This is a genomic window from Butyricicoccus porcorum, assembly GCF_002157465.1.
Lineage (GTDB): Bacteria > Bacillota > Clostridia > Oscillospirales > Butyricicoccaceae > Butyricicoccus_A > Butyricicoccus_A porcorum.
Window position 1 is genome coordinate 441,806 of the sequence record NZ_NHOC01000005.1, and the last position, 21,371, is coordinate 463,176.

Consider the following 21,371-nt stretch of genomic DNA (forward strand, 5'->3'; position numbering starts at 1 on the left):
GCCAACAATGACTCGATTTTCCGCTGCGATTCAAAACATAGACTGTTGGCGGAAATGAGCCGCCCGGATTTCTCTGATAAAACAAACATGCGCCCAGAACCGGCTTTGTGCTGATTCAGAGCGCATGTTTTATTTTTCTTCTTCATTCGGCACATAGCGGATCAGATCGCCGGGCGTGCAGCCCATGACAAAGCAAATCCGCGCGAGTACATCCGCGTCAATCTTCTCGACATGCCCCTGATACCATTTGTCAATCACTTCAAAGCGGGTGTTCACCGCACGGGCAAGCGCATTGCGGGTGATGTGCCTGGCATCCATATATTCTCTCAAACGGATTTGGATTGTACCATAACAATGTACGACATAAACAACCGGTTTCATAGCTTCCCTCCCCAACTATATAATAGCAAAAAAAAAATACCGCGCGGGGATTCCGGAAAAAATCAAGCTGATAAATGTAATAATCAGATGTTACGACGTTACTATGTACAGAGTAATGTGGTATATAGAAATTTACCTTCCCCAAAAATATGATAAAATTAGATCCGTAAGATAATTACAGGGAGGATTTGGGAATGAAAGGAAACTGGAAAACAGATTTTACCGCCGGATTGCTTGCTGTGCTCGGCCTTCTGTGGCTGACTGCCTGCGGCTCATCCGTGCCTTCTAAAAAGCAGATGGCAGAGGATCTGTCGGAAGATGTCCGGACGATTTATATCTATGACAACTATGAAGAAACTCCTCTTGTTCTGGATGTGACCGATATAACCATAGAAAAGCGCCAGACCAATGAAAAAGATGATACAGTATATTGTACCGTAACAATGGAAAACGAAAATTATCGATATATCGCTGATTATATTTTGTTTTACAACTATTATGACGAGGGTGGTTGGATTCTGGACAACTGCTGTACCGACCCGGAAGGCACAGCCGGTATGGAGATTATCCCGTTGAACGGACTGCCGGAGAAAACCGCAAATGCAGAAATGGACTGTTATTATTTTGACTCCTGTTCTTTAACCGATCAGTCATTCGATGCGTATGAAGACGGTTCCGCAGAAATCTGCGGTTCCAGCTTTACCTATGATGTATCGTACACAAACACATATGGTTCGTATAATGGAACAGTTTCGCTGAATTATTATTTTTACAGTGAAGGGACTTATGGCTACTGGACATATGACGCGCTCACGTATAACGATTCGTTCCAATGGGATGTGACAGGTACATGGGAAACGGAATCAACTAATGAACTCAACAACCATACAAGTTACTTAAACAATGACACCGTGTCGATGGAACTTGACTCGATTGACTTGGAAAATTATATGGTAACTGCATCAGTTTCCAATTCCTACGAAGATTCCATCGTATGGTTTGCAGATGAAGGCCCCAAAATGGTAGAACACGGTACGGACGGCATGGTTTCGGAAAGTTTTTATTTCGATTATGGATATAATCCCAGCTACACCAGCGAAGACGACTTCGATGATTATTTCGATCACACCACACAATACGAACCGCCTTGCCTGAAATTCAGCATCCGTGTCCCAAACTGGACAACCTACCATATCAGCATGCGCCCCGACCACGCCGTTTGTCAGAGCGCATTCACGCAGTATATCATGCAACGAACATAAAGGAGCGATAACGTAATGAAAAACCACTTTTTGCTGCCCTGTATTCTGCTGTGCGGCATACTCTGCGGATGCACCGGACAGGATATCAACGTAACTGTCGACCAAACAAACAACAACAATACCGCCGACACATCCGGCAGTGCGAAAGCAGTCTGTGACCATGACTATCACCGCTCAGATTATGCAGCCGCAACAACAGATGAAAATGGATATGAGGAATTTACCTGTTCCAAATGCGGTGATTCGTATCGGGAAGTCATTCCTGCGCTTGATGGTGTTTCCGGTTCCGACAGTTCTTCAGAGGAGAATACCGGATCAACGGGCAATCAACTGGTGCTGTTCGACCTTCCGGAATACAGCAGCAGCTCCAATGAAATGATCAGTGTATCATATTACGAATCGGATATCGTAGATGTGGAAGGCTGGCATCATAAGGATTGCTATACACTATGCTGTGGGGAAAAAGATAAAGAAAAGAGTTACATACGCTGGGAATTGGATCAGAAGTATGAATCAGTCTCCGGAAGTATCTATCTGGAAAAAGAACCACGCGACGGCCGATGCTGGCTTGTATTCTGCGATGAAGACAATACCCCTATCTTTACAACAGACAATCTGAATAACAATGCCGCATCGGTAAAATTTGAATTTGATGTCAGCGAGGTAAAATTCCTGACAATGTACGCGTATTGTCAGGACATTTCTAATCCCTGGATCATTGTAGATAATATCTATATTACCCAAAAATAAACGAATGCTCCGGCTGAAAAGCACGTTCTACATGCGGAACGTGCTTTTTTCTGTTCTCCCCCTATGCCCGCCTGCATACAATGTCCTGTTCCCCCTGCGGAACAGGAAAGGAGCGGATTTGATTATGCCAACCGGCACCCTGATTGTACAGACGCGCGCGGCACGCGGTGCTCTCCCCGTCGTCGGCGCGACCGTCACGGTTTACTGCCCGGATGCAAACGGCGTATTGCAGCCATGCATCACAGAACGCACCGACATGAGCGGCTCCACACCGCCCATCCAGCTGGAAACGCCATCGCTGGAAAATGCCTCCCCTGAAGCTGTGCCGCCGTTTGCCACCTACCGTGTCGATATCGACCATCCCGATTACCGTCCGGTAACGGTGCTCGATGTCGCAATGTTTTCCGATATCCCCACGACGCTTCCCGTGGTCATGGTACCGCCGCGCTCGGTCGACGAACAGCGCAAAAAGCTCATCATCAACAGCGCCGAGCTCGGGCCCACCGGATCGGGGGTAAGATAAATGCCGGATTTTCCCTATATCCCTGAAACCATCACGGTACACCTCGGGCGGCCGGATGACCCGGCACCCAATGTCACGGTGCCCTTTCTGGAATACATTCAGAACGTAGCCTCCAGTGAGCTGTATCCGACCTGGCCGGAAAATGCCCTGCGCGCCAACATCTATGCGGAGATTTCATTTGCACTCAACCGCATCTATACCGAATGGTACCGCTCACGCGGCTATGATTTTGACATTACCAATTCCACCGCCTATGACCAGGCATTTGTCAACAACCGCGATATTTTCGGCAATGTCGCAAACATTGTCAATGAAATCTTTGACCAGTATCTGGCACGCCCCGGCTATGTTCAGCCGCTGTTTGCTGCCTATTGTGACGGCAGACGTGTCCAGTGCGAGGGATTGAGCCAATGGGGTACCGTTGACCTGGCGGAACAGGGTATGACGCCATATGAAATCCTCACGCACTATTACGGGGATAATCTGGATATCCGGACTGCACCCATCCGCCCGCTGGTTCAGTCCTATCCCGGCCATCCGCTGCGGCTGGGCGATGTCGAGGTCAGCGTAGAAATCATGCAACAGCGCCTCAATCGCATCTCCAACAACTATCCCGCCATCCCGAAAATTTATCCGGTCAACAGCGTGTTTGACCTAAGCACGGAAAATGCCGTCAAAGAATTCCAACGCATTTTTAACCTCACACCGGACGGCATTGTCGGACCTGCCACCTGGTATCAGATCACCTCAGTCTACAATGCCGTGCTCCGGCTGGCAGAGTTGAATGCCGAAGGTGTCACACTTCAGGATGTTTCACGTGAACTGCCCTATGTGCTCAGTGAGGGCATGCGCGGCGATGCCGTCCGCCTGCTCCAGTTCTTTCTGTCAGTCGTCGGCACATATAATGACCAGGTGCCCGTGATTCCCGTCGACGGCATATTCGGGCCGAACACAAAGGACGCCGTGATTGCCTTCCAGAACTATGCCGGGCTGACACCGGACGGCATTGTGGGCGCCAACACCTGGGCAGCCCTGCTGTCCGCCTATGAGGAAATTGAACGCACTCAGCCCGCAAACGGCAGCACAGTTGTGCTCCCGCCCACCCAGACGCTTGTCCTCGGTTCGCGCTCGGAGGATGTCTCCCGTTTGCAGGGCTGGCTCAACCGCATTGCGCAGGAATATCCCCAAATCACTCCGATCCCGCAGACCGGCTATTACGGGGAAATGACACGCGATGCAGTGATGACCTTTCAGCAGTTGTTTGGCCTGCCGGTAACCGGCAACGTCAACCCGCTGGTGTTTTATTATATCGAGTTGACTGCCAACAGCATAAATCAGGCCGGACAGTAAAAAAGGCAGCATCCCGCGGGATGCTGCCTTCTGTTTTGTTCTGAATGATACGGTTTACTTGCCGATGACATCGGTGCCCATAAAGCCGCGCAGCGCCTCCGGGATGGTAACCGAACCGTCCGCATTCTGGTAGTTTTCCAGAATCGCAGCAACTGTACGTCCAACCGCAACGCCGGAACCGTTCAGGGTGTGCGCATACTGCGGCTTGCCCTTCTCGTTGCGGCAACGGATATTTGCACGGCGTGCCTGGTAATCGAGGAAGTTCGAGCAGGAAGAAATCTCGACATAACGGCCATAGGACGGCATCCATACCTCGATGTCATAGGTGCAGGCAGAGCTGAAGCCGACATCGCCGGTGCACAGCATGACAACACGGTACGGCAGGCCGAGACCCTGCAAGACAAGCTCTGCCTCATGGGTCAGGTTTTCCAGCTGATTCCACGAATCCTCCGGTGCGGTGAAGTTGACCAACTCAACCTTGTTGAACTGATGCTGACGGATCAGGCCGCGCGCATCGCGTCCGGCTGCACCCGCCTCGCCGCGGAAGCAGGCGGAATAGGCTGCATAGCGAACCGGCAGTGCCTCCGCCGGAATAATGTCATCGCGGTACATATTGGTAACCGGTACCTCTGCCGTCGGGATGAGGTACTGATCGGTATTCTCCAGATGGTACATATCCTCTGCAAACTTCGGCAGCTGGCCGGTGCCGGTCATCGAAGCGGCATTTGCAATAAACGGCGGCAGAATCTCCGTATAGCCGTTCTCGGTATGCGTGTTGAGGAAGTAGTTGATGACCGCGCGCTCCAGGCGTGCGCCCATGCCCTTGTAGAAATGGAAGCGGCTGCCGGTGACCTTTGCAGCGGTCTCCGGGTCAAGAATACCCAGATCCTTGCCGATATCCCAATGTGCCTTCGGCTCAAAATCGAACTGTCTCGGCTCGCTCCAGCGGCGCAGCTCCGGATTGAAGGTATCATCTGCACCTTCCGGTACCTGGTCAGCCGGTACATTCGGAATGGTCAGCAGCGTATCATGCAGCTTTTCCTCTACCTCCGTGCGCTGTGCATCCAGTTCCTTGATGCCCTGGCTCAGTTCCTTCATCTCCGCCAGAACCGCGGTGACATCCTCGCCTGCCTTCTTCAGCTTCGGGATAGATTTGGATACTTTATTCTGCTCCGCCTTCATCGTCTCAACCTTGCCGATGATGTCGCGGCGCTGCTGGTCAAGCGCCAGAACCGCGTCGATCTCCTCGTCGTAGCTCTTGCCGCGCATGGCAAGGCGCGTCTTACATTTTTCCACGTTTTCACGGATAAATTTTACATCTAACACGTTTCATGTTCCTTTCTATCAAATCGGAGGCGCACAGGCGTCCCGATGGAATTGACTTGCTATCACATGCCCAGGTCGGTACAGATTTCGGCATATTCCGCTGCCGCCTCGCCGATGAGCGGTTCCTTTGTCTGATCGGTCAGGACAGCGCGTGTATATGCCTTGTCCATCTGCTTAATGATGGTTACGGCTGCCGCGCTGTCATCCTCCTGCCAGGCGCGCTCCAGCTGCCACAGTTGGTTCAGCGCATCGATCGACTTTTTCTGTTCGTCGATGGTCTGATTCAGCGTATCGGATTCCTTCTGGCTCTCGTCCAGCTGCTTCTGCATCGCGTCAATGGTCGCCTGCATCTGATCCGCCTTTGCCTTTGCGCCGGCGGCGGCATCGGTCTGTTCGGTCAGCTGTGCGCCCAGATCCTCGAGCTGCTGGTTGGCATGTGCCTGCATGACATAGCTGAGCAGAATCAGCGCCAGTGCCACGCAGAACAGGCCGATGATATAAAAGACAAATACCTTGCGGCTCTTCTGTCTGCTGCGGTCAATGGACACCGCTTCCTCATATATCGTTACATCATCCTCTGCCTTGTCCGGTTCGGGATTCTGCTTTTTTGTTTCTTCACTCATGGCAATCCTCCGTCAAAGGATCACAGCGGCCAGCGCACTGACCAGCCGTTCCAGATCGTCATCGCCGTAATATTCCAGCTCAATCCGTCCTTTGTTCTTTTTGTTTTCGATGTGCACGCGACGACCGAGTGCGCCCTCCAGCTTGCGTTGTAATTCGGCGTAATAATCCGGCTGGAACTCCTTCGGCACGGGTACAGGCTTATCCTCCTGTGCAGGCTTATTCAGCTTTTTTGCATACGCTTCTGCCTGCCGCACGGACATGCCGGTATCTGCCATTGTCTTCGCCGCGGCGAGCCGTTTGGATTCCTCCTGTATCGAGAGCACGGCCCGCGCATGTCCGCTGGACAGCTTGCCGTCGATGACCATGCTGCGCACCTCATCGCTGAGCGACAACAGGCGCAGACTGTTGGCGACCGCGGAACGCGAACGCCCGACGCGCTCTGCAACCGTGTCCTGCTTGAGACCGAACTGGTCGATCAGGGCGCGGTAGCCCTCCGCCTCTTCCAGCGGATTGAGGTCTTCACGCTGCAAGTTTTCGATCAGCGCAAGCTCCATCATCGTGCGGTCGTCGGCATCGATGACCATAGCCGGAATGGTGTCCAGCCCGGCGCGTCTGGCAGCGCGCCAGCGGCGCTCCCCTGCGACAATCTGGTAATACCCGTTGTCGCCCTGACGGACGGTAATGGGCGCGAGCACGCCATGAATGCGGATGCTGTTTTCCAGCTCCTGCAACGATTTCTCATCGAACTCACGGCGCGGCTGTGCGCGGTTCGGTTCAATGCGCCGCAGCGGGATATTGCGGAAGCCGTTCTTCGGCTTCACCGGCTCCGCGCTCGTCGGCGGAATTGCCGGGTCGAGGTTTTCCTCACCGAACAGGGCGGAAAGCCCGCGTCCCAAACTTTTATTTGCCATGCGCCTCTCCCTCCTTACGCTTCATTTCTGCGCAAAAATTCCTGTGCCAGCGCCATATAGGCCTCTGCCCCGCGGCAATAGCGGTCATAAGCGGTAATCGGTTCGCCGTGGCTCGGCGCCTCAGACAGGCGCACATTGCGCGGCACGACCGTAGCGAATACCTTTTTGCCGAAGTGACGCTTGACCTCCTCGACCACCTGAATGGACAGGTTGGTACGGCCGTCAAACATGGTCAGCAGGACGCCCTCCATCTTGATGCCCTGATTCAGCCCGCGCTGGACAGCGCGCACGGTCGTCATCAGCTGAGTCAGACCCTCGAGTGCATAATACTCGCATTGCAGCGGCACGAGGAATGAATCCGCGGCGCACAGCGAATTGAGTGTCAGCAATCCGAGTGACGGGGGACAGTCGATAAAAATATAATCGTAATCATCACGGATCTGGTCGAGCACCATTTTCAAACGGTATTCCCGGCGGTCAAGCTCAATCAAATCGATTTCCGCACCGGCGAGATTGACATTTGCGCCGATGACGTCCACCCATTTGGTCTTGATGATGCCTTCCTCCACCGGCGCGTCACAGACCGTGAGTTCATACACGCTGGTTTTGAGAGAACGGGGATCGATGCCAAATCCGGAAGTCGCATTGCCCTGCGGATCGAAGTCGCACACAAGAACCTTTTTCCCCTGTTCCGCGAGCGAAGCTGCAAGATTGACGGCTGTGGTGGTCTTGCCGACGCCGCCCTTTTGATTTGCAAACGCAATGATTTTTCCCATACGTGGCTTTCCTTTCCGGATAACAAGAACTGCGAAACCGATACAAACGGGACAAAATACCGGAGAAACCGGCGCAGCGTCCCATCATTTCGCCTCTCTATTATAGCACGATGTTTCACGTGAAACAACCTCGCAGCGTGGTTTATTTGTGTGTATTTTGTGATATGTTGTGATGTTTCACGTGAAACATCGGCGAACTGTCTATATAAATGCCCGCTTCCTCTTCGGGGTGCCGTGCGCACCGGGAAATGTTTCACGTGAAACGCATAATTTCCAGTTATTTCCATAAAATGTAAATCCCCGTCCATGTTTCACGTGAAACATGGACGGGGAACGGTGTTATAACGGGTTCGCGGAAATCTTGCGGAACGGGCGCGGATATTGCTTCGGTGTGGGCTTTTTCTTGCGAATCAACACCAGACGGTGCGTAATATCCGTGTGTGGAATGGTATAATCCACAACGCGCGGCGCTTCGCCGCCCAATGCGGCAATCGCCTTTTTCGCCGCAGCAAGCTCTTCGTCGCTGTCCCTGCCCTTCATGGCGATAAACATGCCGCCGGGCTTGACCAGCGGGAGCGACAGCTCTGCCAGCACATTCAGCTGCGCGACCGCGCGGGAAACCGCAAAATCATAATGCTCGCGGTGCGCTGCGGCAAATTCCTCCGCACGCGCATGCACAGCTTCGATGTGGGTGAGACCCATGCCGTCGATGCACGACTGGAGAAAAAGAATGCGTTTGCGCAGGGAATCGAGCAGCGTCAGCTCACAGTCCGGGCACAGGATATGCAGCGGCATACCGGGAAATCCCGCGCCACAGCCGACATCCACGACGGATTTTTTGGAAAAATCCGCAGCGGTGAGCAGGGAAGCGCAGTCGAGCAGGTGCTTGGTTGCGATTTCCTCCGGTTCGGTGATGCCGGTCAGGTTCATCACTTTATTGGTCTCCAGCATGCGCGCCGTGAAATCGTTCAGCTGTGCCAGCTGCGCGTCGGAAACCGACAGCCCCATCTCGGAAAAGCCGGTTTTCAGCAGTTCATTCATGGTTGCGTTTCTCCTTTTCCATCGCTTCGGTGACAATCATCAGGGCGGTGATATCCGCCGGACTGACGCCGGAAATGCGTGATGCCTGTCCAAAGTTCAGCGGACGGATTTTTTGCAGCTTCTGCCGCGCCTCCAGGCGCAGAGATGTGATCTCATTGTAATCGATGTCCTGCGGGAGAGGTCTGCCCTCCAGCTTGCGGAACTGCTCGACGTCATGCAGCTGACGTCGGATGTAGCCCTCATATTTAATGCGGATCTCGACCTGCTCCCGTATGACGTCCGGCAGCGCCGGGCGCTCCAGGTCAAACGGCGCGAGCATGTCATAGCCCAGTTCGGGACGTCGGATGAGATCCGCCAGCTTGCAGCCGGACTTGAGCGGCGTGCTGTTGTGTGCCTGTAAAAATGCCTGCATGTCGTCAGACGGCGACAGATTGACTGCGCTCACGCGGTCGATTTCCCGCTGAACACATGCATATTTTTTGCGCACCGCTTCCAGCCGCTCCGGGGGATTGAGCCCGACACGTGCGCCAATACCAACCAAGCGCTCATCCGCGTTGTCCTGCCGCAGAATCAACCGGTATTCACTGCGCGAGGTCATCATGCGGTACGGCTCGTTCGTGCCGCGCGTGACCAGATCATCGACCAATGTGCCGATGTAGCCGTCCGCGCGGTCGAGGATCATCGGCGGCTCACCCTTGAGCTTGAGCGCGGCATTGATGCCTGCGACGAGACCCTGTGCGCCCGCTTCTTCATAGCCGGAGGAGCCGTTGAACTGTCCCGCACCGTACAGACCGGAAATCTTCTTGGTCTCCAGCGTCGGCTTGAGCTCCAGCGGGTCGATGCAGTCATATTCAATGGCATAGGCCGGGCGCATGACCTCGGCATGCTCCAGACCCTTGATGGTGTGGATCATTTCGAGCTGAACATCCTCCGGCATGGAGGAGGAAAAGCCCTGAATGTACATCTCCTCTGTATCCAGCCCCATCGGCTCGATAAACAGCTGGTGGCGCGGCTTGTCGGCAAATCGAACCACCTTGTCCTCAATCGACGGGCAGTAACGCGGGCCGATGCCCTCGACCTTGCCGGAATACAGGGGAGAGCGGTCAAGATTTTTTCGGATGACCTCGTGTGTCTGTGCGTTGGTATACGTCAGGTGGCATACCGCACGGTTTTCCGGTGCATGCTCCGTTTCAAACGAAAATGGAATGCAGTTTTCTTCGCCCTGCTGCACCTCAAGGCCGGTAAAATCAATGCTGCGGCGGTTGACGCGCGGCGGCGTACCGGTTTTGAAGCGCATGAGATTGAGACCCATGCCGCGCAGGGAATCGGTCAGTCCGAGTGCGGCGAACATGCCGTCCGGGCCGCCGTCATAGAACATATCTCCGATGATGATGCGTCCCTGTAAATAGGTACCGGTCGCACAGATCACCGCCCTTGCACTGTAATGCGCACCGGTTCGCGTGGTGACACCGGTGACGGCGTTATTTTCATGCGTAATTTCGACAATTTCCGCCTGCTTGAGCATCAAATTCGGCTGCTGCTCGAGCACATGCTTCATATACTGGCGGTACGCCGAACGGTCGGCCTGCGCGCGCAGGGAATGCACAGCCGGGCCCTTGCCGCGGTTGAGCAGGCGGTACTGAATGCATGCGGCATCTGCCGCGCGCGCCATCTCACCGCCCAGCGCATCGATTTCACGCACCAGATGACCCTTTGCCGTGCCGCCGATGGCGGGATTGCACGGCATATTGCCGACCGCATCCAGATTGATGGAAAAAATTACGGTCTGTAATCCCAGCCGGGCACAGGCGAGGGCAGCTTCAATGCCCGCATGACCCGCGCCGATCACGGCGACGTCAAAATTTCCTGCCTGAAATAGCATCTGAACACGCTCCTTTCTATCATAATTTGTATATTTATATTTTAATTATACTTTTTGTAAAACCCCATCTGAGAGATTCGTTCCATCGCCGCCCCCAAAAGTCTCCCAGCGGGAGGGAAGTGTCTTCGGCGCAGCGCGTCGAAGACGGAAAGCGTTTGTGTGGCTGGCGACATCCATTATCTCTCTGTACAGACGTTATATTGGGACAGAGCCTCACTCTCGCTGCGCTCGCATGCCACCGGCATCGCTCACCTCTGAAAAATCCCTTGGACTGCGTGAACCATTGCGGAGCAATCGATTATCCACAGCTGTGGATAAATCTGTGGATAGTTTTCGTCAAATTGACGGAAATCCAATCCAATTTTTTTGCACATTCCCCAAATGCCGAAGCCGTATCAGCGGGTTATCCTGTTGATAACTCTGTGTAAAATGTGCAAAACCCATAACCATACGCAAAGGGGAGTGCGGTCGGTCTTTGTCAAAAAGCTCGGAAAAAACGCCATTCCGGACAGATCGCTCCATCCGGAATGGCGGCAGGTTCGGTTATTTTCCCACACAGAATTTGTCAAAAATTGTCGCAACAATGTCGTCGCGCACCGCCTGTCCGGTGATTTCCCCGAGTGCGGCAATCGCGCCCTCGGCATCCATGACAACCGCATCCGGTGTCATGCCGAGCTGCGCCGCGACAAACGCGGCTTCACAGCGCTCGGCTGCGCGCACCAGTGCTGCTGCCTGACGGGCATTCGTGATAATGCTGCCATCATAAGACATGCCATCCATGCCGACAACCCGAGGAATCAGGTCGTACAGCTCCTTGAGGCCCTCGCCGGTCTTGGCGCTGACCGCAATGACATGCTCAAAATGGCGGCGGATGGTCGCCACATCCAGCGCGGACGGCAGGTCGCTCTTGTTGAGCACCGCAATCGTGCGCTTGCCGTGTGTGCGGGCGATGACCATCAGGTCATCGTCCGAAATATCATCGCTGGAATCGAACACCGCCAGAATGAGCGCAGATGCCTGCGCCTGCTTCATCGCGCGGTCGATGCCAATTTTCTCGACCGGGTCCTGTGTATCGCGCAGACCCGCCGTATCAAACAGATGCAGCACAACCACGCCGATGCGGATGGTTTCCTCAATCACATCGCGCGTCGTGCCCGGCACGCTGGTGACAATCGCGCGGTCAAAGCCCGCAAGGGCATTGAGCAGCGATGATTTTCCGGCGTTCGGGCGGCCGAGAATCGCACAGGGGATGCCTTCGCGCAGGATGCGCCCGCGTTCATAGGTCTCCGCCAGGTCATAGAGTGCACGGGTTGCGTTGTGCAGAATTTCGCACGCATGGTCAAACAGATTGGAATCGATTTCCTCATCCGGATAATCGACCACGGCGAGAAATTCCGCGACCAGATCAACCAGACACTGCCGGATCTCGCGGATGCGCGAGCCGACTGCGCCGTCCATCTGTGCCGCCGCATTTTCTGCCGCCTGTGCGGTCGCTGCCGTGACAAGGTCATGGACGGCTTCCGCACCGGACAGATCCATTTTGCCCGCGAGAAAAGCGCGCTGCGTAAACTCGCCCGGCCCTGCCTGCTGTGCGCCGTTGGCAAACAGCGCGGCAAGTGTCTCCGACAGGATAGCAGGGGAGCCATGGCACTGGATTTCCGCCATGTCCTCACCGGTATACGAGTTGGGCGCATGCATGACACAGCACAGGCAATGGTCGATGACTTTTCCATCGCGCGCATGCAGCGCGCCATAGGTGAGCAGGCGGCTCGGGCGCTCAGACAGCGCACCGCCGCCCTGCGGGGTAAAAATCCGGTCTGCAATCGCAAGGGTTTGAGGTCCGGACACGCGGATAATGCCAATCGGTCCGGCAGCAGGCCCTGTCGCGATTGCGGCAATGGTCGTGCTCATATCATACCTCATTTCCATTCATGATATGTAATCCCTCCCGCCAGCGGGGGAATTACTGGATATTTTTACTCCGCGGTATTGCGTCTGTTGTCGCGGTCACGGGGCGCTCTGCGATAGCCGCCGCGCTGCGGTCTGGCACCGCGCTCGAGCGCAACAACGACACGGCGATTGGGCTCTGTGCCGGTGGAATACGTGGTTACGCCCTTATAATCCTGCAAGGTCGAATGGATAATGCGGCGCTCATACGGGTTCATCGGCTCTAACGTCATATTTTTATGGTACTTGAGTACCTTGCCAGCCATTTTGCGTGCAAGACGCTGGAGCGATTCCTCACGCTTTGCGCGGTAGCCCTCGGTATCGATGGCAATGCGGATATGCTCCTCCTTGCCGCGGTTGATGGTCAGGGAGGTGAGGTACTGGATTGCGTCGAGCGTATCGCCTCGGCGGCCGATGACCGCACCCATATCCTCTCCGCGGATATCGAGAATGATCTGGCCATCCTCGCCTTCCATCGGGAATGCCTCGCCATTGATGCCCATGCGGGAGAGCAGGCCATCGACGAACGCCTTTGCCTCGCCCGCGGGGGTTGCTTCCTCATACGAAACACGGACGCGCGCCGGTACCGCGCCGATGCCGAAGAAGCCGGTTTTGCCCTTTTCCAGAACTTCTACACTGACGCTGTCGCGGTCCATGCCCAGCTCATCCAGCGCCTGCTGAACAGCCTCTTCAATGGTAGAGGCCTGTTTTTCAATAAACTTTGTCATAAACTTTGCTTACTCCCGTCCTTAGATTATTCGTCGTTATCGACCTGTCGGCCGGCTCTGCGGGCGGCTTCTTTTTCCGCCTTGATCTGAGCGGCACGGGCAGCAGTTTCCTTTTCCTTCAGCCGTTTCTGCTCGGCTTCTCTCGCTTTGAGCTTCTTTTTGGAAACATTCTCCGACTTTGCGCCGAGATATTCGGTCTGTACGCCGGATTTCTTTGCTTCCTCCTGCTCTGCGAGCTTCGCCTGATGCGCAGCCTCACGGCGTTTGCGCTCCTTAGTTTCCTCGTCGTCAACTGCCTTGTCAAACTTGACGATATACCAGGTAAGTCCAACTTCCTGAACAATAGAGAATACATTGTTGACAACCCAGTAAACGCCCATGGATGCCGGCAGAGTGAACGCAATCCAGACAGACATGAGCGGCATCATGATGAGCATCGCATTCATGGTCGAATTCATCTGGGTATTGCTGTTCTGCGCATTCGGGTTCTGGAGCTTCTGCATCTTCTGCATGACCAGTGAGGACAGCAGTGCGGTGAGACCGGAAAGAACCGGGATCAGCCACAGCACATTGAGCTGTGTGAACTGCGGAATCGCAGAAAGGTCAATGCCGAAGAAATCAAAATCAATGCGGCACAGACCGTCAGAAGCGAACTGAGAAACCTTGTCCCAGTTGTCATTGACCGCCTTTGCGAGCTGAATCTGCGCGGTAATCGAAGAGGTGTCGAAGGTCTGTCCAAGCGCATTTGCGATCTTTTCGATGGTGCTGTCCGCCAGACCCATCATGTAGGTCATCGGCTCACGCACGGCGTAATACAGCGCCATCATGATCGGCAGCGTGATAAACGAGAGCAGGCAGCTGCCGGTCGGGTTTACGCCCTCACGCTCATACAGCTTGGTAATCTCTTCATTCATCTTCTCCTTGTTTTTGGCGTAGCGCTTCTGAATTGCCATAGATTCCGCCTGCACCAGGTTCATCTTCTTCATGTTCTTCTTCTGCTTATACATAAACGGCAGAAGAATCAGCTTGACAAGCAGGGTGAACAGGATCAGTGCGACACCGTAATTCTTAACAAGTGAAAAGATCCCCATCAGGATCAGACCAAGCGGCCTGATTAGAATAATTCCAAAAAAATCTCCCATTTGATCCTCCAAATTGGGTTTAAAAGTGCATTTTTCCGTCAGGGCACCGGGTCATACGGACTATGGTGCGAAAACGGATGGCAGCGCAGCAGTCGTTTCACTGCGAGCCAGCCCCCGCGAAGCGCGCCGTATTTTTCAATTGCCTCCATTGCATAGGCGGAGCAGGTCGGATTATAACGGCAGCATGGCCTCGTGTAAGGCGAAATTGCGGAACGGTAAAAACGAATACAGGCAAGCATGATGCGCTTCATCATGATGGTTTTCCTTCTTTCGTCCGGTTCAGCCCCAGCTGTGCGATACAGCGCAGGAATGCGCGTTCCATCTGTGCATACGACGCGGTGACGGCGCGGTGGCGCGCGACAACCACGAGGTCTGTATTGGGGCGGAGTTCATCCTTGTGCAGGCGGTAAATTTCGCGGATGACGCGCTTGACCCGGTTGCGCCGGACTGCGCTTCCAAGTTTCACGCCCACCGTAATGCCCAGCCGTCCTTCGCCGTACTTATTGCGCAGCGCATAAACCACCAGGCAGTCGGAGGACGCGGAGCGCCCTCTGGCATACAGCCTGCGAAAATCGCGGTTTTCCTTTAAGGTGTTTTTCATCGCCCGACTTCCTTTATGTTGTTCCGTACTGCGGAACGCCCGCCCTGTTTCCCAAAACTATACCCGCACGCATGGAAACAAGGGCGTACACGTTCCTCTCCGGCTCATCCTTTTTCTGCCGGAGCTGACAGGCCGTTTTACATCATTTCCGGCGCACGACCCATCCGAATTGTAATTACGCCGTTCTGTTATACTCAAAGGATAATCCTGTGTATAACAGAAATGGACCGCAAAGCGGTCCATGATCTGTTCGTGTCAGGCTTTTCCGGAATCATAGAGAATCTTCCCTCTGTTTTCGCGCTTCGCGGCAAAAACATCTCCCTCATGAGAGAGACTAACCGGAATATCTGTAAATCCCCGGAAAAGCAAAACCTTTCCAATCTCACCACAAACTCTACTTGTGCGGCATTGGGGCGGACAGACGGACGCGTTTGTCCGGCTCGTCCGCGGCGCGCGGGAGCGCGCCGGAAAGGTTTTCTTTTGCCTACTTTTCTTTTCCTCAAAAAGAAAAGTACGGTTAGTGGGTCAGACGCTTACGGCCGCGGGAACGGCGACGGGCGAGAACCTTTCTGCCGTTAGCAGTTGCCATTCTCTTGCGGAAGCCATGCACCTTGCTGCGCTGGCGCTTCTTCGGCTGATACGTTCTTAACATGTGGCTGCACCTCCATTTGCAATCAAAGTCTTAAGCGTGCGTGTACAACCTACATTATAAGCAAATAATCGGGACATTGTCAATCATTATTTCCAGAAACCGGGCGTTTTTTCCGTCGTCTGCCGACATTTTCGCGGTTATACCTGTGGATGTTGTGGAAAACTCTGTGGACACGGTGGAAATTTGGTGGTATTATATAGTTTGTATCGGTGTCCGCACATGCGGGACGCCGTTTCCCACCCACATTATAAACGATTCCTGGAGGGGGATTGCAACGATATGAACACACCTGCCGATATCTGGAAGGTCGTGCTGACGCTGCTGGAAAAACGGCTCCAGCCTGTCACCATCGACGCCTGGTTCGACGACCTGACCGCCGTTGAATTCAAAGACGACACTCTGCTCCTGCATACGCCGGACAAATTCAAAAAAGAAATCATCGACCAGCGCTACCTGAGCATCATCAAAGACGCACTACGCGATCTGTTTTCCGCTGACATCGATGTCATCATCACGACGGGCGAAGCACCTGCACCGATTGCACACAGCAATTATCCGGAGGACGAGTATACCTTTGAACAATTCATCGTCGGCTCATCCAACAAATTCGCACACGCCGCTGCGACCGCCGTCGCCAATAATCCGGCCAAAAACTACAACCCACTGTTTATTTACGGCCAGTCCGGTCTGGGAAAAACCCACCTTCTGTACGCCATCGCCTCCGTCGTGCGCCGCGACCATCCGTCATTCCGCATCGTCTATATCAAAGGCGAAGACTTCACCAACGAATTGATTAACGCCATCGGCGAAGGTCAGGTACAGGAATTCCGTGACAAATACCGCCTCGCAGATCTGTTCCTCGTCGACGATATCCAGTTCGTCGCAGGCAAAGACCGCACACAGGAGGAATTTTTCCACACCTTCAACGCATTATATGAAGCACACAAACAAATTGTCCTGACCTCAGACCGTCCGCCTAAGGAAATCCATACACTCGAAGACCGCCTGAAAACCCGCTTTGAATGGGGTCTTCTGGCAGACATCCAACCGCCGGACTACGAAACACGCATGGCCATCATCCATGTCAAGGCCGATTCGCTCGGCGTACACCTGCCGGATGAAGTCGTCGATTACATCGCAAAAACCATCACCTCCAACGTGCGGCAGCTGGAAGGCACCGTCAAAAAAATCAAGGCACTGCACGACCTGATGGAACGCGATATCGATCTCAGCCTCGCAAAAGAAGCCGTCACCGACATCTTCAAAGAAAATCCCGGCCTGAATCCAACACCGGAAATGATTATCCGCGAAGTCTCCCGCTATTACTGCATCCCGGTCGAAAAGCTACAGGGCAGCGGCCGCTCCAAAGATATGGTCCTCCCGCGACAGGTCGCCATGTACCTCGTGCGCGAAATGACCGACTACTCGCTGCCGGAAATCGGCAAGGTCTTCTCGCGCGACCACACGACTGTACTGCATTCCATCAACAAAATCGAAAATTACCTCAAGGAAACCAGCGAGATGGACAACATCATCAAAACGCTGAAGGCAAACATCCGCGGGTAACTGCATATCATCTGCATACTGCCTGCATAATTATTCAAATAAACATGCAGCTCAACCGGCGGAAATCCGTCATTTTCATCCACAAGTTCCTGTGTACTGTGGATGCACGACCTGTGGAAAACTTTTTATCCCCATCGTTTTCCAAAATTGCGCCCGAGTTTTCCACAGCTGGCTGAGGACGCCAAAATCCCCATCAGACGGGCATTTCAGCGGGTTTTCCACAGTTTCCCCGCCCCTACTACTATTACTAAAATATACTATTCTATTTTGTTAGATAGATCGATATAACTCATCAGACGTCCGATGTCCTTCCGTCATCCCAAGGTCATCAGATGTCATGTAAAAAAATTCGTTTGTTTTTCAAGGAGGCATTCCCATGCAATTCTCATGTGAAAAGTCCATTCTTCAGGAAGCCATCACAACAGCATCGCGCGCAGTCAGCAGCAAAAGCTCCATCGCGCTGCTGGAAGGCCTGCTCATCACCGCCGAAGGCGACGGTCATCTGACGCTGTGCGGCTACAATATGTCTATGGGAATCCGAGCCAACATCAGCGCCATGGTTTCCAAACCGGGCTCTGCCGTGCTCAACGCGCGCCTGTTCGGCGATATGATCCGCAAGCTGCCGGACGATGTTGTCTTCGTCGAAACCAACGACAACCTGCTCACCACCGTCCGGTGCGGCAAAGCGGTCTTCAATCTTGTGGCGTCTGACGCCAAAGAATTTCCGCAGCTGCCGGAGGTGGAAACCAGCAAAACACCGATCACATTGCCGCAGCATATGCTGAAATCCATGATCTCCCAGACCATTTTTGCGGTGTCTGACAACGAGACCAAGCCGGTACTCACCGGCTGCCTGTTTGAGCTGGAAGGCCAGCAGCTGAATGTCGCCGCTGTCGACGGCTACCGCCTGAGTGTACGCCGTGAAACGCTGGACAGCCCGGCAGAAGAAAACACCAAATTTGTCGTACCGGGCACGGCTCTGCGCGAAGTCGAGCGCATTCTCACTGAAACCGATGAAATAGCAGAAATTTATCCCGATGCGCGCCATATCCTGTTCCGTATCGGTGATACCGTCCTGATTACGCGCCTGCTGGAGGGCGAATTCCTCAATTACCGCGCGGCAATTCCGGCGGATGCCTCCGCAGTCATCACAGCTGATGTCCGGCAGCTGATTACCAGCATTGAACGCGTTTCGCTGATTGTCTCGGAAAAGCTCAAAAATCCGGTTCGCATGGAATTTGACGGCGATCTGCTCAAGCTGAGCTGTATCACTGCCATCGGCAAGTCCTATGATGAATACCAGTACAGCGGCGAAGTCGAGCATCTGGAAATCGGCTTCAACAACCGCTATCTGCTGGATGCGCTGCGCGCCTGCCCGAGCGATACGGTCAGAATTTCGCTCAAGGGCAGCCTGAACCCGATTGTCTTCACACCGGAAGAGGGCGATGCGTTCACATATCTCGTCCTGCCGGTTCGCCTGAAGGCAGAATAAGTTCCCATTGGCACCCGTTTGGGCTGCTTTTGACTGAATTTTTTCACTGGAAGGCCCAAAGGGAAAGACCCCGCGCCGGGTCTCTCCCTTTGGAATCCCTCTCTGGCGCCAAAGACCCAAAGGTTCTTTGGAATCTCCTTTTGTGAGCCGCGCCAAAATGAGCAGACACCACATATTTTGACGCGGCTGCGCTGCATGTCCCAACGGGATGGGGGACGGTGCATGCCGTTTCGACTGCTTTCCCGGTGGGCATATGCGGAATGATTTGCGCACGCCAACGGCTGTTTCGGACGATTGTATCCGTCGGGGCGGAGGGCGTCCGCACAATCTGGCTGCTTCTCGCAGGGATGCAATTCCTGTATCAAGTTGGCAGAGTTTCTGCTTCAGAGCGGGAAGCGCCGGTGTACGTCCCCACGCAAACGCGCTGTATCTATCATATGGAAAAAAGGAAACACGATAAATATGGAAGAAATTGAAATTACAACGGAATATATCAAGGCGGATGCCTTTCTGAAATTCGCGGGCGTGTGCGCGACAGGCGGACAGGCCAAGTGGATGATTGAAGAGGGGCAGGTTTCGGTCAATGGCGAAGTGTGCACCCAGCGCGGCAAAAAGCTGCACCGCGGCGACACGATTTCCATCGTCGGCGGCCCGACGTTCCGTATTGTATGAACATCGAACATCTGACCCTGCGCGATTTTCGCAACTATGCATCGGCGGAGCTGCCGCTCGCGCCCGGTGTCAATGTCTTCTGCGGAGAAAATGCACAGGGGAAAACCAACATTCTGGAGGCGGTCGGCCTGCTGTCCACGATGCGGCTGTTCCGTTCGGGGCAGAAACGCGATGCCATCCGTTTCGGCGCGCCGCAGGCGGAAGCAGAAGCGCAGTTTTTCGCGGAAAAGCGGGATATGACCATCCGCGCGGTCATTCCGTCCAGCGGGCGCGTCCAGCTGACGGTCAACGGTGTGCGGCAGAAACGGTTGTCTGACGGCGCGGGCATTCTGCGCTCCGTCCTGTTTTGTCCGGAGGATCTGATGCTGATCCGTGAAGGTGCCGCCGCCCGGCGGCGGTTTATGGACATCGCCCTCAGCCAGCTGCGGCCGAATTACGCACGCTACCTGGCGGAGTACGCGCGCCTGCACGAAAACAAAATCCGCATTCTGAAGGATTCCGAAGAGAAGCCTTCACTGCTTGACACGCTGGACGATTTTTCTTTCAGAATGTCCATGATAGGCGGACATATTGTGCGGTACCGCGCGTATTATCTGCGCGCGTTGATGCAGAAGGCGCGCGGCATCCACGCCTCGATTTCCGGCAGGGACGAACAGCTGGACTATGTCTACCGCACGGTTTCCACTGTGACCGACCCGTTTGCGTCTGCGAAAGACATCGGCACACAGCTGTGGGAGCATGCCTGCACGCACCGCGCCGCGGAAATTGCGGCAAAAAGCTGCCTGTCCGGCCCGCACAAAGACGATCTGGAGCTGACCATCGGCGGGAAAAGTGCAAAAGCCTTTGGGTCACAGGGACAGGTGCGCACCTGTGCATTGTCGCTCAAGCTGGCAGAGCGCGACATGTTTTTTGACGACAGCGGGGAATACCCGGTGCTGCTGCTCGACGATGTGCTCAGCGAGCTGGACGCAAAGCGGCAGGATTTCGTGCTCAACCGCATTGAAAACGGGCAGGTGCTCATCACGTGCTGTGAGCCGGAAAAGCTCGCACAGGTGGAGGGCGGCCGGCTGTTTGCTGTCGAAAATGGGACGGTGCGCGAAACGGGATAAGCACTGCCGGCGGGACAGCACAAGACACACCCCGACAAAACACAACAGATTTCGGCGAAACCGGCGGGAAAATCCGCGGTTTCGCCGTTTGTTTTTCCACGGGCGCGGGCGGTTTCGCAGAACTGCCGGTTTTGACGCAAAAAAGTAAGGAAAAAACGGCAAATGATTCAAAAATATTTGCAGAAATACGTGCAAAACTTCGCAAAAAGTGCTATAATAAATATCAGGACGCGGGTATGATTCCCGCGGCAGAAACGGCTGCGCGGAGACGGTATGATTCCGCGCAGCGGGAAGGCGGCTTTGCATGTATCTTCATCTCGGACAGGACGTGATCGTCCATACCGATTCCATTCTGGGGATTTACGACATGGATACCGCTACCTGGTCAAAGCACACCCGTGCCTTTATGTCCGCCATGGAGCGGTCCGGCAATGTGGTGCCGCTGTTTGAAGACCTCCCCAAGTCGTGCATTCTGTGCGAGGAGGGCGGCGTGCCGACGCTGTACCTCTCCCAGCTTTCCACCGCCACGCTGCTCAAGCGCAGCGGGCAGACCATACCGGAATAGACCGTTTTTTCATTCTTTTTGGAAGCAGGCAATCCCGTCGGACAAGCGGGATTGTTTCTTTCCGACTGAAT

22 protein-coding genes are annotated in these 21,371 nt (G+C 54.3%); 9 read left to right on the top strand and 13 right to left on the bottom strand.

Annotated features, from left to right (window positions below; translation table 11 throughout):
• Nucleotides 1-129: 129 nt before the first annotated feature.
• Nucleotides 130-381 (bottom strand): helix-turn-helix domain-containing protein, encoded by a 252-nt coding sequence (locus tag CBW42_RS07905; RefSeq protein WP_242969824.1) that lies wholly within the window; start codon nt 379-381, stop codon nt 130-132.
• A gap of 194 nt (nt 382-575) precedes the next feature.
• Here CBW42_RS07905 and CBW42_RS07910 point away from each other — a divergent pair, with 194 nt between their 5' ends.
• The 4 genes from CBW42_RS07910 (at nt 576) to CBW42_RS07925 (ending at nt 4,266) form a co-directional block, all read left to right on the top strand.
• Complete coding sequence (locus CBW42_RS07910; protein WP_087019583.1) at nt 576-1,643, top strand: hypothetical protein; 1,068 nt, start codon at nt 576-578, stop codon at nt 1,641-1,643.
• 15 nt (nt 1,644-1,658) lie between these two features.
• Complete coding sequence (locus tag CBW42_RS07915) at nt 1,659-2,393, top strand: hypothetical protein (protein WP_087019586.1); 735 nt, start codon at nt 1,659-1,661, stop codon at nt 2,391-2,393.
• A gap of 124 nt (nt 2,394-2,517) precedes the next feature.
• Nucleotides 2,518-2,916 carry a hypothetical protein gene (locus CBW42_RS07920; protein WP_087019589.1) on the top strand — a complete coding sequence of 133 codons (399 nt, stop codon included), beginning with the start codon at nt 2,518-2,520 and terminating at the stop codon, nt 2,914-2,916.
• The gene (locus tag CBW42_RS07925; protein WP_087019592.1) at nt 2,917-4,266 is read left to right on the top strand and encodes a peptidoglycan-binding protein; all 1,350 of its coding nucleotides are present in this window, start codon (nt 2,917-2,919) and stop codon (nt 4,264-4,266) included.
• Between the two features lie 54 nt (nt 4,267-4,320).
• Here the strand turns inward: CBW42_RS07925 and serS are convergent, their stop codons facing one another.
• The 12 genes from serS to rpmH all read right to left on the bottom strand — a co-directional run bounded on the left by serS (nt 4,321) and on the right by rpmH (nt 15,896).
• The gene (gene serS / locus CBW42_RS07930; protein ID WP_087019596.1) at nt 4,321-5,592 is read right to left on the bottom strand and encodes a serine--tRNA ligase; all 1,272 of its coding nucleotides are present in this window, start codon (nt 5,590-5,592) and stop codon (nt 4,321-4,323) included.
• Between the two features lie 62 nt (nt 5,593-5,654).
• Nucleotides 5,655-6,215 (bottom strand): coiled-coil domain-containing protein, encoded by a 561-nt coding sequence (locus tag CBW42_RS07935; protein WP_087019599.1) that lies wholly within the window; start codon nt 6,213-6,215, stop codon nt 5,655-5,657.
• A 12-nt stretch (nt 6,216-6,227) separates the two neighbouring features.
• Nucleotides 6,228-7,127 carry a ParB/RepB/Spo0J family partition protein gene (locus CBW42_RS07940; protein ID WP_087019600.1) on the bottom strand — a complete coding sequence of 300 codons (900 nt, stop codon included), beginning with the start codon at nt 7,125-7,127 and terminating at the stop codon, nt 6,228-6,230.
• 14 nt (nt 7,128-7,141) lie between these two features.
• Nucleotides 7,142-7,903: a ParA family protein gene (locus CBW42_RS07945; protein WP_087019603.1), complete on the bottom strand. Its 762-nt coding sequence runs from the start codon at nt 7,901-7,903 to the stop codon at nt 7,142-7,144.
• A gap of 339 nt (nt 7,904-8,242) precedes the next feature.
• Complete coding sequence (rsmG, locus tag CBW42_RS07950; RefSeq protein ID WP_087019606.1) at nt 8,243-8,944, bottom strand: 16S rRNA (guanine(527)-N(7))-methyltransferase RsmG; 702 nt, start codon at nt 8,942-8,944, stop codon at nt 8,243-8,245.
• Nucleotides 8,937-10,826 carry a tRNA uridine-5-carboxymethylaminomethyl(34) synthesis enzyme MnmG gene (mnmG, locus tag CBW42_RS07955; RefSeq protein WP_087019609.1) on the bottom strand — a complete coding sequence of 630 codons (1,890 nt, stop codon included), beginning with the start codon at nt 10,824-10,826 and terminating at the stop codon, nt 8,937-8,939. The genes rsmG and mnmG overlap by 8 nt, the downstream gene beginning before the upstream one ends.
• 543 nt (nt 10,827-11,369) lie before the next feature.
• A complete protein-coding gene (gene mnmE, locus CBW42_RS07960) occupies nt 11,370-12,737 on the bottom strand; it encodes a tRNA uridine-5-carboxymethylaminomethyl(34) synthesis GTPase MnmE (protein WP_087019815.1) in 1,368 nt (455 codons plus the stop codon).
• Between the two features lie 65 nt (nt 12,738-12,802).
• A complete protein-coding gene (gene jag, locus CBW42_RS07965) occupies nt 12,803-13,501 on the bottom strand; it encodes an RNA-binding cell elongation regulator Jag/EloR (RefSeq protein WP_087019612.1) in 699 nt (232 codons plus the stop codon).
• Between the two features lie 26 nt (nt 13,502-13,527).
• The gene (gene yidC, locus CBW42_RS07970; protein ID WP_087019615.1) at nt 13,528-14,643 is read right to left on the bottom strand and encodes a membrane protein insertase YidC; all 1,116 of its coding nucleotides are present in this window, start codon (nt 14,641-14,643) and stop codon (nt 13,528-13,530) included.
• Between the two features lie 38 nt (nt 14,644-14,681).
• Nucleotides 14,682-14,894: a membrane protein insertion efficiency factor YidD gene (gene yidD, locus CBW42_RS07975; protein ID WP_087019618.1), complete on the bottom strand. Its 213-nt coding sequence runs from the start codon at nt 14,892-14,894 to the stop codon at nt 14,682-14,684.
• Entirely contained in the window at nt 14,894-15,244 is a 351-nt protein-coding gene (gene rnpA, locus CBW42_RS07980) for a ribonuclease P protein component (RefSeq protein ID WP_087019621.1), read from the bottom strand. The genes yidD and rnpA overlap by 1 nt, the downstream gene beginning before the upstream one ends.
• A gap of 517 nt (nt 15,245-15,761) precedes the next feature.
• Nucleotides 15,762-15,896 carry a 50S ribosomal protein L34 gene (gene rpmH, locus CBW42_RS07985; protein WP_087019624.1) on the bottom strand — a complete coding sequence of 45 codons (135 nt, stop codon included), beginning with the start codon at nt 15,894-15,896 and terminating at the stop codon, nt 15,762-15,764.
• 279 nt (nt 15,897-16,175) lie between these two features.
• Here rpmH and dnaA point away from each other — a divergent pair, with 279 nt between their 5' ends.
• The 5 genes from dnaA (at nt 16,176) to remB (ending at nt 21,300) form a co-directional block, all read left to right on the top strand.
• Entirely contained in the window at nt 16,176-17,462 is a 1,287-nt protein-coding gene (gene dnaA, locus CBW42_RS07990; protein ID WP_087019627.1) for a chromosomal replication initiator protein DnaA, read from the top strand.
• A 376-nt stretch (nt 17,463-17,838) separates the two neighbouring features.
• Entirely contained in the window at nt 17,839-18,954 is a 1,116-nt protein-coding gene (gene dnaN, locus CBW42_RS07995; protein ID WP_087019630.1) for a DNA polymerase III subunit beta, read from the top strand.
• Between the two features lie 462 nt (nt 18,955-19,416).
• Entirely contained in the window at nt 19,417-19,626 is a 210-nt protein-coding gene (gene yaaA / locus CBW42_RS08000) for a S4 domain-containing protein YaaA (protein ID WP_087019633.1), read from the top strand.
• Nucleotides 19,623-20,735 (top strand): DNA replication/repair protein RecF, encoded by a 1,113-nt coding sequence (gene recF / locus CBW42_RS08005; RefSeq protein WP_087019636.1) that lies wholly within the window; start codon nt 19,623-19,625, stop codon nt 20,733-20,735. The genes yaaA and recF overlap by 4 nt, the downstream gene beginning before the upstream one ends.
• 304 nt (nt 20,736-21,039) lie before the next feature.
• Nucleotides 21,040-21,300, top strand: coding sequence for an extracellular matrix regulator RemB (gene remB / locus CBW42_RS08010; protein ID WP_087019639.1), 261 nt, complete (start codon nt 21,040-21,042; stop codon nt 21,298-21,300).
• The last annotated feature ends 71 nt before the right edge of the window (nt 21,301-21,371 follow it).